The 13096-nt window shown below is 69.5% G+C and carries 14 protein-coding genes; 11 read left to right on the top strand and 3 right to left on the bottom strand.

Annotated features, from left to right (window positions below):
• The 8 genes from AAIL17_RS10730 (at position 1) to purH (ending at position 7492) form a co-directional block, all read left to right on the top strand.
• The gene (locus AAIL17_RS10730) at positions 1-534 is read left to right on the top strand and encodes a TlpA family protein disulfide reductase (RefSeq protein ID WP_424682833.1); all 534 of its coding nucleotides are present in this window, start codon (positions 1-3) and stop codon (positions 532-534) included.
• Between the two features lie 412 nt (positions 535-946).
• A complete protein-coding gene (gene aroQ, locus AAIL17_RS10725) occupies positions 947-1390 on the top strand; it encodes a type II 3-dehydroquinate dehydratase (protein ID WP_424682832.1) in 444 nt (147 codons plus the stop codon).
• 56 nt (positions 1391-1446) lie between these two features.
• Entirely contained in the window at positions 1447-1914 is a 468-nt protein-coding gene (gene accB / locus AAIL17_RS10720) for an acetyl-CoA carboxylase biotin carboxyl carrier protein (RefSeq protein ID WP_424682831.1), read from the top strand.
• Between the two features lie 124 nt (positions 1915-2038).
• Complete coding sequence (gene accC / locus AAIL17_RS10715) at positions 2039-3406, top strand: acetyl-CoA carboxylase biotin carboxylase subunit (RefSeq protein WP_424682830.1); 1368 nt, start codon at positions 2039-2041, stop codon at positions 3404-3406.
• Between the two features lie 87 nt (positions 3407-3493).
• On the top strand, positions 3494-4390 hold the full coding sequence (prmA, locus tag AAIL17_RS10710; RefSeq protein ID WP_424682829.1) for a 50S ribosomal protein L11 methyltransferase: 897 nt from the start codon (positions 3494-3496) through the stop codon (positions 4388-4390).
• Positions 4391-4523: 133 nt separating this feature from the next.
• Positions 4524-5297, top strand: a complete 774-nt coding sequence (locus tag AAIL17_RS10705; protein ID WP_424682828.1) for a zinc-ribbon and DUF3426 domain-containing protein — start codon at positions 4524-4526, stop codon at positions 5295-5297.
• Positions 5298-5451: 154 nt separating this feature from the next.
• Complete coding sequence (locus AAIL17_RS10700) at positions 5452-5742, top strand: helix-turn-helix domain-containing protein (RefSeq protein WP_424682827.1); 291 nt, start codon at positions 5452-5454, stop codon at positions 5740-5742.
• A gap of 145 nt (positions 5743-5887) precedes the next feature.
• Complete coding sequence (gene purH, locus AAIL17_RS10695; RefSeq protein ID WP_424682826.1) at positions 5888-7492, top strand: bifunctional phosphoribosylaminoimidazolecarboxamide formyltransferase/IMP cyclohydrolase; 1605 nt, start codon at positions 5888-5890, stop codon at positions 7490-7492.
• Between the two features lie 103 nt (positions 7493-7595).
• On the opposite strand, the gene AAIL17_RS10690 is transcribed toward purH, so the two are convergent.
• Positions 7596-7883, bottom strand: coding sequence for a hypothetical protein (locus tag AAIL17_RS10690; protein ID WP_424682825.1), 288 nt, complete (start codon positions 7881-7883; stop codon positions 7596-7598).
• Between the two features lie 75 nt (positions 7884-7958).
• Between AAIL17_RS10690 and AAIL17_RS10685 the strand changes: the two genes are divergently transcribed.
• Positions 7959-8672: a glutathione S-transferase gene (locus AAIL17_RS10685; protein WP_424682824.1), complete on the top strand. Its 714-nt coding sequence runs from the start codon at positions 7959-7961 to the stop codon at positions 8670-8672.
• A gap of 21 nt (positions 8673-8693) precedes the next feature.
• On the opposite strand, the gene AAIL17_RS10680 is transcribed toward AAIL17_RS10685, so the two are convergent.
• Positions 8694-9125 carry an EamA family transporter gene (locus AAIL17_RS10680; protein WP_424682823.1) on the bottom strand — a complete coding sequence of 144 codons (432 nt, stop codon included), beginning with the start codon at positions 9123-9125 and terminating at the stop codon, positions 8694-8696.
• Positions 9126-9134: 9 nt separating this feature from the next.
• Positions 9135-9602 carry a DUF2782 domain-containing protein gene (locus AAIL17_RS10675; RefSeq protein ID WP_424682822.1) on the bottom strand — a complete coding sequence of 156 codons (468 nt, stop codon included), beginning with the start codon at positions 9600-9602 and terminating at the stop codon, positions 9135-9137.
• Positions 9603-9696: 94 nt separating this feature from the next.
• Here AAIL17_RS10675 and polA point away from each other — a divergent pair, with 94 nt between their 5' ends.
• A complete protein-coding gene (polA, locus tag AAIL17_RS10670) occupies positions 9697-12423 on the top strand; it encodes a DNA polymerase I (protein ID WP_424682821.1) in 2727 nt (908 codons plus the stop codon).
• Between the two features lie 438 nt (positions 12424-12861).
• Complete coding sequence (locus AAIL17_RS10665) at positions 12862-13080, top strand: hypothetical protein (RefSeq protein WP_424682820.1); 219 nt, start codon at positions 12862-12864, stop codon at positions 13078-13080.
• The last annotated feature ends 16 nt before the right edge of the window (positions 13081-13096 follow it).

Below are 13096 nucleotides of genomic sequence, written 5' to 3'. Positions count from 1 at the left end.
ATGATGACCCGCGCGAGCTGGCTGATCCTCGCCCTGGCGGTGCTTGCCGCCGTGGCGGGCGGCTGGCTGCAGCACGCCTCGCGCGTGCGGCGCGGTGCCGACCTGGTCGGCCAGCCGGCGCCGGCGATGCGCCTGCCCGACCTGGACGGGCGCGAGCATGCGCTGTCCGACTACGCGGGACGGCGCGTGCTGGTCAACTTCTGGGCCACCTGGTGCGGGCCGTGCCGGAAGGAGATGCCGGCGCTGGCCGCGGCACAGGCGCGGTTCGGCGGCGATCGTCCGGTGGTGGTGGGCATTGCCATGGATACGCCCGACAACGTGCGCGCCTACCTGAAGGCCTATCCGGTCAACTACCCGATCCTGATGGGCCGGCTGGACGACCCGGACAGTGCGCGGCAACTGGGCGACGGCGCCGGCGTGCTGCCCTACAGCGTGCTCCTCAATGCCGACGGCTCGGTGCTGGCCAGCCATGCGGGCGTGCTGGATGGGGCGACGCTGGAAGGCTGGCTTGGAGGCGGAGCGAGTCCTCCATAAGGATTGCTCCCCGCAAGGCCGCCCCCATCCGCCCTTCGGGCACCTTCCCCCGCAAGCGGGGGAAGGATCGGATGCTGCGAGGTGGGCCTTCCCCGCAAGCGGGGAAGGATCGGATGCTGCGAGGTGGGCCTTCCCGCAAGCGGGGGAAGGATCGGATGCTGCGAGGTGGGCCTTCCCGCAAGCGGGGGAAGGATCGGATGCTGCGAGGTGAGCCTTCCCCCGCCCGGCGGGGGAAGGTGCCGAAGGCGGATGGGGGCGCTCTTCGCCGACACCCCACCCATACGCCCACGCACGGTTTGTGCGCCAGTTCTCCGTCAAACATCGCCGAACTGCGCCGAAGTGGACAACATCGATCCGGGCGCGCACACTTCGCCCCCTCGCCGGGTCCGCCCGGCTGGCTGCAAGGTGTGGCGTGGCGAAACTGCTGGTCCTGCACGGGCCCAACCTCAACCTGCTGGGCTCGCGCGAGCCGGAGGTCTACGGGCGCGACACGCTCGCGGACATCGACGCGCGGCTGGCCGCGCAGGCGCAGGCGGCCGGGCACCAGTTGGCGAGCTTCCAGTCCAATGCCGAGCACGCCCTGGTCGAGCGCGTCCAGCAGGCGCGCGATGAGGCCATCGACTGGATCCTGATCAACCCGGCCGCCTTCACCCACACCAGCATCGCGCTGCGCGACGCGCTGGCGGCGGTGGCGATTCCGTTCATCGAGGTGCACCTGTCCAACGTGCACGCGCGCGAGCCGTTCCGCCGGCACTCCTACCTGTCCGACCTGGCGGTGGGCGTGGTGTGCGGCTTCGGCGCCGACAGCTACACGCTGGCGCTCCAGGCCGCCCTGCGGCGGCTGGCGCCGGCCTGACCCTTTTTCAGAACCGACCGGCCGCCGCGTGCGGCCCCGAACAAGAAGGCACTCCCATGGATCTGCGCAAGATCAAGAAGCTGATCGACCTGCTCGAGGAATCCAACCTCGCGGAACTGGAAATCAAGGAAGGCGAGGAAGTGGTGCGCCTGTCGCGCGTGCCCACCGGCGGCATGGCCGTCGCCGCGGCGCCGGTCGCGCTGCAGGCCGCCCCGCTCGCTCCCGTCGCGGCCCCGGCCGCCGCACCGGCCGCCGCCGAAGCCCCCGCCGCCACGCCCGGCCTGCCCGATGGCCACGTGGTCAAGGCGCCGATGGTCGGCACCTTCTACGCCTCCGCCACGCCGGGCGCGGCCGCCTTCGTCAAGGTCGGCCAGCAGGTCAAGGCCGGCGAGACGCTGGGCATCATCGAGGCGATGAAGATGTTCAACCAGATCGAGGCCGACGTCGCCGGCACCGTGCAGGCGATCCTGGTCGAGAACGGGCAGCCGGTCGAGTTCGACCAGCCGATGTTCGTGATTGCGTGATTAGTCCGGGAACAGGGAACAGGGAACGGGGAACGGGGAAAACCAGGAGCTGCGATATCGCGCTTTTGCTCTTCACCGTTCCCCGTTCCCCGTTCTCCGTTCCCGGCTCCTTGGAGCCCTTCCCATGCTAGAAAAAGTCGTCATTGCCAACCGCGGTGAGATCGCGCTGCGCGTGCTGCGCGCGTGCCACAGCCTTGGCATCAAGACGGTCGCGGTGCATTCCACCGCCGACCGCAACCTCAAGCACGTGGGCCTGGCCGACGAGGCGATCTGCATCGGCCCGGCGCCGTCGGTCGACAGCTACCTCAACATCCCGCGCATCATCGCGGCGGCGGAGATCACCGACGCCCAGGCGATCCATCCGGGCTACGGCTTCCTCTCCGAGCGCGCCGACTTCGCCGAGCAGGTCGAGCAGTCCGGCTTCATCTTCATCGGCCCGACCGCCGACGTGATCCGCCTGATGGGCGACAAGGTCGAGGCGATCAAGGCGATGAAGGCCGCCGGCGTGCCGTGCGTGCCGGGCTCCGGTGGCCCGCTGGGCGACAACACCGACGAAAACATCCGCATCGCCCGCGAGATCGGTTATCCGGTGATCATCAAGGCCGCCGGCGGTGGCGGCGGCCGCGGCATGCGCGTGGTGCGCACCGAGGCGCACCTGGCCAACGCGATCACCATGACCAAGCAGGAGGCCAAGGCGGCCTTCGGCAACGACATGGTGTACATGGAGAAATTCCTGGAGAACCCGCGCCACGTGGAGATCCAGGTGCTCGCCGACGGCCAGGGCAACGCGATCCACCTGGGCGAGCGCGACTGCTCGATGCAGCGCCGCCACCAGAAGGTGGTCGAGGAAGCCCCGGCGCCGGGCATCACGCCGGAACTGCGTGCGCAGATCGGCAAGGTCTGCGTGGAAGCCTGCCTGCGCATCGGTTACCGCGGCGCCGGCACGTTCGAGTTCCTGTTCGAAAACGGCCGCTTCTACTTCATCGAGATGAATACCCGCATCCAGGTCGAGCACCCGGTGACCGAGTTCATCACCGGCGTGGACCTGGTGCGCGAACAGTTGCTGATCGCCGGCGGCGAGAAGCTCTCGATCAAGCAGGAAGACGTGCAGATCCGCGGCCACGCCATCGAATGCCGTATCAACGCCGAGGACCCGGACACCTTCATGCCGAGCCCCGGCGTGGTGAAGCGTTTCGAGGCCCCGGGCGGCCCGGGCGTGCGCGTGGACACGCACCTGTACGACGGCTACCGCATTCCGCCCAACTACGATTCGATGATCGGCAAGCTGATCGTCTACGGCCCCGATCGCGAGACCGCGATCTGCCGCATGCGCCTGGCCCTGGCCGAGACGGTGATCGAGGGCGTCAAGTGCAACATCCCGCTGCAGCAGCGCATCATGGCCGACGCCGGCTTCCATCATGGCGGCCAGAACATCCACTACCTGGAAAAGCGCATGGCCGAGCAGAAGGAACAGAAGGCCAGCGGCGAGTAGTTGCCCGCCGCGCGCGTACCTGCGCAAGCCCGCTCGCGGCGATGCCGGCGCGAGCGGGTGGTTACGTTGAACCCATGACCGGACGCTATGCCCTGGCTTGAACTCGCCCTCACCCTCCGCGCCGAGCAGCAGCCGCGCGTGGAGGAAGCCCTCGACGACCTGGGCGCCCTTTCGATCACTCTGCGCGACGCCGATGCCGAGACGCCCGACGAACAGGCGATCTTCGAGCCGGGCGTGGGCGAGCTGCCGCTGTGGCCGACGATCACGCTCGACGCGCTGTTCGAAGCGGGCACCGACCGCCGCGGCCTGGTCGAAGCGCTGGGCGAGTTGCTGCCCTGGCTGGAACCGGACCAGCTCGCCTTCCGCGACGTCGCCGACGAGGACTGGGAACGCGCCTGGATGGACCAGTTCAAGCCGATGCCGTTCGGCCGGCGGCTGTGGATCTATCCATGGAACATCGAGCCGCCCGCCGGCGAGGACATCGTGGTCGTGCGGCTGGATCCCGGCCTGGCTTTCGGCAGCGGCACCCATCCGACCACGGCGCTGTGCCTGGAGTGGCTCGACGGGCTGGACCTGGCCGGCAGGCAGGTGACCGACTACGGCTGCGGCTCGGGCATCCTCGCCATCGCCGCGCTCAAGCTCGGCGCCGCACGTGCGATCGGCGTGGACAACGACCCGCAGGCGCTGACCGCCTCGAACGACAATGCCGCACGCAATGGCGTGGCCGACCGCCTCGCCGTGTTCCTGCCGGGTGAAGAGCCGGACTCGCCCGCCGACGTGTTCGTCGCCAACATCCTGGCCGGTCCGCTCGGCGAGCTGGCATCCACTTTCGCCGCCGCCTGCAAGCGTGGCGCGCCGTTCGCTATCTCGGGCATCCTGGCCGGCCAGCAGGACGAGCTGCTGGCGCGCTACGGCGAATGGTTCGACGACCTGCGCGTGGACACGCGCGAGGACTGGGTGCGCATCAGCGGCTACCGTCGCTGAGTCTTCCCTGCGGAAGCGTGCTTGGGCGCGACCGCGATGCACGGCCGCCGCGGCCCGATCACCCACGACAACGTGCACTCGCGCACATGCGCCGGCCCGACAAAACGCCGGCTTACGCTTTACTCTTGCGTGCATGTACACCCAGTGCCCCGACTGCCGCACGGTCTTCTCGCTCGACGCGAGCGTGCTGGCGCATGCGCGCGGGGCAGTGATCTGCGGTAATTGCGAGACCCTGTTCGACGCGCTGGACACACTGGCCGAACAGTTGCCGCCGGAACCGTTCCGGTTGCTGCCGGGGCACGCCCGCTCGGAGGAGGCGCCCAAGCTCGAACTGGCGGTCTACCGACCGCGCGAGGACGTGCCGGTCGCCGAACCGGTGCCCGCGGCCCCGGCCTTCACCCCGCGCTTCGTGCACGAGCGCCGCGCGCCGCGCCGGCGCCCGCGGCGCTGGCCCTGGGTCGCCACCTGCACGCTGCTGACCCTGCTGCTGGCGGCGCAGGTGGCCTGGGCCAAGCGCGACATGCTGGTCGCCGACCCGGCGATCGGCGCCTGGCTGCGCCAGGCCTGCGCCTCGCTCGGCTGCCGCCTGCCGCTGGTGCGCGACGTGCATCGGTTGCACCTGGTCGCGCGCGACGTGCAGGCGCACCCGAGCGTGCCGGGCGCGTTGATGATCAGCGCCACCGTGCGCAACGACGCGCCGTTCGCGCAGCCCTACCCGGTGGTCTCGCTGACCCTGTCCGATGCCGACGGCCATCGCGTGGCGATGCGCCGCCTGCATCCTTCCGAATACCTCGACGACGACGCCGCCTTGCGCGCCGGCCTGGCGCCGGGCGCCAGCGCCGCCCTGCTGATCGAGGTGGCCGATCCGGGCAACCGCGCGGTGGCGTTCGAGTTCGGTTTCGAGTGAAACCAACGCGCAAGCACTTAATTTTGTCGGCGCGCAACGGTACACTCGACCCTTCGCGCATGCACTTCGTTGCATGCCAAGCGCGCCACGCCGGCGCAGATTCGCCATAACCATTGCAGCGGCCCACGCAGCCGCCTGCGTCGCTCGTGAGGTAGTGCCTGTGAACGCCGTCCGATTGCCTGTCACCGAGGCCGTCAGGGAGCCCCAGTCGTCGCAGAGCGCGCTGGGCGAGTGCGTCAGCCGTACCGTGCGCCGCTACCTGGCGGACATCGGCGATACCGAATGCGCCGAGGGCCTGCACGCGCTGGTGATCCGCGAGGTCGAAGGCCCGTTGCTGCGCGAAGTGCTGGCCTTCCACGATGGCAACCAGAGCCGCGCCGCCGCCGTGCTCGGCATCAACCGCGCCACGCTGCGCAAGAAGCTGGCCGCGCACGGCCTGCTGTAGCCGCGGCGCCCGTTCCTCCCCGCCAGCAAGCGCGGACCACGCCGGCGGTTCCGCCCGCCACCGGACTTTGGACGTCTGGCCGTCCAAACAAGCGTGCTTCGCACTCGGGTTATAATTGCCGGCTTCCCCCATCCTGGAAGCCGCCATGCCTGTCGTCACCCCGATCCGCCGCGCCCTGCTCAGCGTCTCCGACAAGACCGGGCTGATCGATCTCGGCCGGCGCCTCGCCGCCGCCGGCGTGCAGTTGCTCTCCACCGGCGGCAGCGCCAAGGCGCTGCGCGATGCCGGCATCGCGGTGACCGACGTCAGCGAACTCACCGGCTTCCCGGAAATCATGGACGGCCGCGTCAAGACGCTGCACCCGAAGGTGCACGGCGGCCTGCTCGGCCGGCGCGGCACCGACGATGCAGTGATGGCCGAGCTCGGCATCCAGCCGATCGACCTGCTGGTGCTCAACCTGTACCCGTTCGAGCAGACCGTCGCCAAACCCGATTGCACGCTGGAGCAGGCGATCGAGAACATCGACATCGGCGGACCGGCGATGCTGCGTTCTGCGGCGAAGAACTGGGCGGACGTGGCGGTGCTCACCGCACCGGACCAGTATGAAGACGCGCTCGCCGAGATCGAGCGCGACGGCGGCCTCTCGCGCGCCACCCGCTTCAGGCTCGCGGTGGCCGCGTTCAACCGCGTGTCCGACTACGACGGCGCGATCAGCGACTACCTCTCCTCCCTCAAGCTCAACGAGGCGCACGACGCCATCGCCGGCCACGAGACCTTCGGCGGCCAGGCCAACGGCCGCTTCGTCAAGCTGATGGACCTGCGCTACGGCGAGAACCCGCACCAGCAGGCCGCGTTCTACCGCGACCTGTACCCGGCGCCGGGCACGCTGGCTTGCTTCCGCCAGCTGCAGGGCAAGGAGCTTTCGTTCAACAACATCGCCGACGCCGACGCGGCATGGGAGTGCGTGCGCAGCTTCGTCAAGCCGGCCTGCGTGATCGTCAAGCACGCCAATCCCTGCGGCGTCGCGGTGAGCCTGGACGGGACGGCCAAGGCCTACGACCTGGCCTTCCAGACCGATCCCACCTCGGCCTTCGGCGGCATCATCGCGTTCAACCGCGAAGTGGACGGCGCCACCGCGCGCGCCATCGTCGAGCGGCAGTTCGTCGAGGTGGTGCTGGCGCCCGGCTACGCCGACGACGCGCTGAAGGCATTCGCGAAGAAGGGCAACGTGCGCGTGCTGGAAATCCCGCCGCCGGCGGACGGTGACCTGCGCGCCCCGCACCCGGGCATGAACGTCAAGCGCGTGGGCTCGGGCCTGCTGATCCAAACCGCCGACACCGGCATGATCGGCGCCGCCGACCTCAAGGTCGTCACCAAGCGTGCGCCCACGCCCGAGCAGATCGACGATCTGATCTTCGCCTGGAAGGTGGCCAAGTTCGTCAAGTCCAACGCGATCGTCTACGCGAAGCACCGCCAGACCATCGGCATCGGCGCCGGCCAGATGAGCCGCGTCTACAGCGCGAAGATCGCCGGCATCAAGGCCGCCGACGAGAAGCTCGAAGTGCGCGGCTCGGTGATGGCGAGCGATGCGTTCTTCCCGTTCCGCGACGGCATCGACGCCGCCGCCGAAGCCGGCATCGCCGCGGTGATCCAGCCGGGCGGCTCGATGCGCGACGCCGAAGTGATCGCTGCCGCCGACGAGCACGACATGGCGATGGTGTTCACCGGCATGCGCCACTTCCGCCACTGAGCTGGAGACCCGTTTCCCCGGGAGAGGAATCGGGATTCGCGCGCGGCTGAAGCCACGCGGCGGGTACGAGCCTTCAGCCGTACCCGCTCGCGAGTCGCGAACGCTACACGAAGCGCTCGAGCAGATGCCGCCATTCGGCCTCGAGCGATTCCTCGCAGAACGGCAGCCCGGCGCGGCGGTACCAGTAGCCGGCATTGTCCAGGTCGCCTTCGAGACGATGCACGTGCGCGTGGATAGCGGCGGCCCCGGCATCGTCCAGCAACTGCACCAGGTGGTGCGCGCGTTCGGGCTCGCCGTGGCGCAACCACCACAACGCCTGCAGGTGGTCGGACAGCCCGTCCGGTGGACGGCTGTCGGCGAGCGACGCTTCGAATGGGGCACGTCGGTCCATGGCCCCGATTGTGCGCCCTCACGGCGCCTTGTGGTGTCGATTGCGAGGCTTGGCGGGTCACGCGGAGCCCGAGCCATGACCTACGAGCTTTACTACTGGACCGGCATCCAGGGGCGCGGCGAATTCGTCCGCCTTGCGCTGGAGGATGCCGGCGCCGATTACGTGGACGTCGCGCGCCATCGCGGCGACGCGGTGATGGATCCCTTCCTCGCCGGCGACGCCACCGAGGACGCGCTGCCGTTCGCCCCGCCGATCCTGCGCGCCGGCCACCTGCTGATCGCGCAGACCGCCGCCATCCTGGCCTACCTGGGCCAGCACCTGCGGCTGGTGCCCGAAGGCGAGGCTCGGCGCGTCTATGCCAGCCAGCTGCAGCTGACCATCGCCGACCTGGTCGCCGAAGTGCACGACAGCCACCACCCGGTCGCCGCCAGCCTGTACTACGAGGACCAGCGGCGGGAAGCGAAGCGCCGGGCGGAGGACCTGCGCAAGCACCGCCTGCCCAAATACCTCAGGTACTTCGAGCAGGTGCTGGCGCGTTCGGACGGCCGCCATGCGCTGGGCGAGCACTCCTACGTGGATCTCTCGCTGTTCCAGCTGATGGCCGGCCTGGACTACGCCTTCCCCAACGCCATGCGCAGCTTGCGCAAGGGCGTGCCGCGGCTGTGTGCACTGGCCGACGAAGTCGCCCGCCGCCCGCGCATCGCCGCCTACCTCGATTCGCCGCGCCGTCTGCCGTTCAACGAGAACGGCATCTTCCGCCACTACCCGGAACTGGACGATCCCGCCTGAGGGCGCGTCGGCCCGCCGCCCTCAGGACAAGGCGATGACCACTGCACCGGCGACGATCAGGCCGCCGCCCAGCAGCAGCGGCAGGCTCGGCTTCTCGCCGAGGAACACCAGCCCGAGCACGATCACGATCGCCACGCTGAGCTTGTCGATCGGCGCTACCTTGCTGACGGGCCCGAGCTGCAGCGCGCGGTAGTAGCACAGCCAGGACAGGCCGGTGGCGATGCCTGACAGCACCAGGAACACCCAGCTGTGCCAGGGCAGGCCGGCGGGCCGCGCCCATTCACCGCGCAGGCTGAGGATGCCCGCGGTGACCACGAGGATCACCAGCGTGCGGATGAAGGTGGCCAGGTTGGAGTTGATCCCGGCCACGCCGAGCTTGCCGAACAGCGCGGTGAGCGCGGCAAAGAACGCCGAGCCCAGCGCGAACAGCAGCCAGCTCTGGCGCAGGTCCATGGCGCGCGCTCAGTCGCCGGAAGTGGATGCCGGCGCGGGCTTGGACTTGCCCCACTCCAGGATCTTGTACATCACCGGCCGCGCGGGCTTCTGGCCGTGTTCGTCCACCAGCCGGCCGCTCGGATCGACCATGTAGGTCTGCGCGATGCCGCTCGGCGGCGTCACCACCACCATGTAGAGCTGGCCGTTGCGGCGGTACTCCTGCACGGTGTTCTCGCCTTGCTGGTGCACGCTGACCTCGGGCATCGGCTCGCCCGAGCGGATCGGCTCGGGCTTGCGCGGTTGCAGCGAGCTGCCTTCCTGCGCCGGCGCCGACGCCGCGGCGGGGGCCTGGGCCGGAGCGGCTTGCGGCGCCGCCTTGACGCCCGGATCGTTCATGCCCGGCGGCGGCGGCACGTTCGCCGGCGACCTGGATTGCGCGAAGGCAGGCGCTGCAAGGAGGGCGGGCACGAGGACGAACGCGGCAGAAAGCTTCATGGCGGGCTCCGGCGGTTTGGCCTGCGAGCATAGCAGCGGCCCCGGCGCCGCCCGGTGAACCGCGACCTCATGGCACGCATGCGAGAATGCCCGGATGGCACAGCTCATCCTGATCGACGGCTCCTCCTACCTCTACCGCGCCTTCCATGCGCTGCCGCCGCTGACCAACGCGCGCGGCGAGCCCACCGGCGCGCTGTTCGGCGTGGTCAACATGCTGCGCGCGACGCTGAAGGCGCAGCCGGACTACCTGGCCTTCGTCTGCGACGCCCCCGGGCGCACCTTCCGCGACGACATCTACACCGAATACAAGGCCAACCGCCCGCCGATGCCCGACGACCTGCGCGCGCAGGTCGAGCCGATGATGGCGATCGTCGGCGCGCTGGGCTTCCCGATCCTGTGCATTCCCGGCGTGGAAGCGGACGACGTGATCGGCACGCTGGCCCGCGCCGCCGCGGTGCAGGGCATCGACGTGACGATCTCCACCGGCGACAAGGACCTGGCCCAGCTGGTCGATCCGCGCGTGACGCTGGTCAACACCATGACCAACACCACGCTGGACATCGCCGGCGTCACCGAGAAGTTCGGCGTGCCGCCGGAGCGCATCGTCGATTTCCTCTCGCTCACCGGCGACAGCATCGACAACGTGCCGGGCGTGACCAAGTGCGGCCCGAAAACGGCGGCCAAATGGCTGGCCGAATACGGCTCGCTGGATGGCGTGATCGCCAACGCGGACAAGGTCGGCGGCAAGATCGGCGAATACCTGCGCGAGGCGCTGCCGAAGCTGCCGCTCTCGCGCGAGCTGGTGACCATCCGCACCGACGTGGCACTGGAGCAGGGCCCGACCGACCTCAGCCTGCGCGAGCGCGACACCGCCGCGCTGCGCGAGCTGTTCACCCGCTACGAGTTCAAGGCGGCGCTGAAGGAGCTGGACGCCGAGACCCTGGGCGAGCCCGGCCCGGCGCCCGTCGCCGCCGTCGCCCCCGCGCCGGTCACCCCCGCGCCGGCCGCCGCGCGGCCGGGCGAGTACGAGCTGGTCACCACGCCCGAGCGCTTCGAGCACTGGCTGGCGCAGCTGCGCAAGGCGCCGCTGATCGCCTTCGACACCGAGACCAGCGACATCGACGCCATGCGCGCCGAGCTGATCGGCCTGTCCTTCGCGGTCGAGTCCGGCAGGGCCTGCTACATCCCGGTCGCGCACGACTATCCCGGCGCGCCGTGGCAACTGGACCGCGACCAGGTGCTGCACGCGCTCAAGCCGGTGTTCGAGGATCCGACGATCCCCAAGCTCGGCCAGCACGCCAAGTACGACATCAACGTGCTCTCGCACTACGGCATCGGCGTGCAGGGCCTCAAGCACGATTCGATGCTCGCCTCGTACGTGTGGAACGCCACCGCCACGCGCCACGACATGGATTCGCTGGCCAGCCGCTACCTCAACTACCAGACCATCAAGTACGAAGAGGTCGCCGGCAAGGGTGCCAGGCAGATCCCGTTCTCGCAGGTGGACCTGGACACCGCCTGCCGCTATGCCGCCGAGGACGCCGACATCACCTTGCGCCTGCACGAGGCGCTCCAGCCGATGCTCGCAGGCGTGCCGGCGCTCAGGCGCGTGTACGAGGAGATCGAGGTGCCGCTGGTGCCGATCCTGGCCGGCATGGAGCGCAAGGGCGTGCTGATCGACGTCGACGAGCTGCGCCGGCAGAGCCAGGAGCTGGGCAAGCGCATGCTGGAAGTGCAGCAGCAGGCCTATGCGCACGCCGGGCGCGATTTCAGCCTGGACTCGCCCAAGCAGTTGCAGTCGATCCTGTTCGACGAGCTGGGCCTGCGCGCCAAGCTGAAGACGCCCAAGGGCCAGCCCTCGACCAACGAGGAGGCGCTGGAGGCGATTGCCGACGACCACGCGCTGCCGCGGCTGATCCTCGACTACCGGGGCCTGGCCAAGCTGCGTTCCACCTACACCGATAAATTGGCCTCGATGGTCAACCCGCGCACCGGCCGCGTGCACACCTGCTACCACCAGGCGTCGGTGGCGACCGGGCGCATCTCCTCGTCGGACCCGAACCTGCAGAACATCCCGGTGCGCACCGACGAGGGCCGGCGCATCCGTGCCGCCTTCGTGGCGCCGCCCGGCTGGGTGGTGATGGCGGCCGACTACTCGCAGATCGAGCTGCGCATCATGGCGCACCTGTCCGGCGACGAGGCGCTGCTGCGCGCGTTCAGGAGCGGCGGCGACGTGCATCGCGCCACCGCCGCCGAAGTGTTCGGCGTGGCGCCCGAGGACATCACGCTCAACCAGCGCCGCGCGGCCAAGGCGATCAACTTCGGCCTGATGTACGGCATGAGCGCGTTCGGCCTGGCGCGGCAGCTCGGCATCGACCGCGGCGAGGCCAGCGACTACATGGCGCGCTACTTCTCGCGTTTCGCCGGCGTGCGCGCCTTCATGGACGCCACCCGCGAACAGGCGCACCGCGACGGCTACGTCGAGACCATCTTCGGCCGGCGGCTGTACCTGGAAAACCTCAAGGCGCGCAACCAGGCGCTGCGCGCCGGCGCCGAGCGCGCAGCGGTCAACGCGCCGATGCAGGGCAGCGCGGCGGACATCATCAAGCGCGCGATGATCGCGATGGGCGCCTACCTCTGCGAGCGCACCGACGCGCACATGCTGATGCAAGTGCACGACGAACTGGTGTTCGAGGTGCAGGAAGACGCCGTGGAGTCCATGCGCCAGGCGGTGACCGAGCGGATGTCGGGCGCCGCCGAGCTGGCCGTGCCGCTGGTGGTGGACGTGGGCGTCGGGGCGAACTGGGAGCAGGCGCACTAGCGCTCACCTGAGCCCTCTTCCCCGCTACCCATCAAGGATGGGGGAGAGGGTTGGGTGAGGGGCTGGGCTCGCGAAAGAGTTAAAAGGACGTCTGGCCCAGATTCGCTTCCCCGCGAGTCCCACCCCTCACCCCAGCCCTTTCCCCGGAGGGGAGAGGGAGCAAGATCGTGCGCATGAACGGATCCTGACCTGTTCCGGCCACCGCGAACGCTTCCCTTGAAACTTTCCCATCCCGGACGCATCCAAGGTTCCGGATGCACGCAACGGCATCCTCGGCCCGTCCACCTCCCTGAGCGGGCCACCTGGATGCGAACCTCTCCCCTGGGCTTCGCATCCACCCCCGGCCCCGAAGGTTCCCCCTAGCCTTCGGGGCTTTTTTTCGCCCGTTCACGGCCGTGCTCGCTATGATCGGGCGCACACCAACCGAGGAGGCGGCTCATGCGTGCAGGACTCATCATCGTCGGCATCATCCTGCTGGTCGCAGGCATCTGGGTGACCCTAGGCAACGGCAGCTACAAGCAGACCGATACCGTGGCACAGCTTGGGCCCGCCAAGATCGAGGCCACGCACGACAAGGCCGTGCCGCAATGGATCGGCATCGCCGGCATCGTGGTCGGCGGCCTGCTGACCATCGGCGGCTTCGTCAAGAAAGGCTGATCTCCAACCGCGCCGC

Origin of the sequence: Frateuria sp. YIM B11624, from assembly GCF_049727805.1 — a bacterium.
Lineage (GTDB): Bacteria > Pseudomonadota > Gammaproteobacteria > Xanthomonadales > Rhodanobacteraceae > Frateuria_A.
Note: the sequence above shows the minus strand (reverse complement) of the source record. Positions and strands in the feature narration are given on the sequence as shown.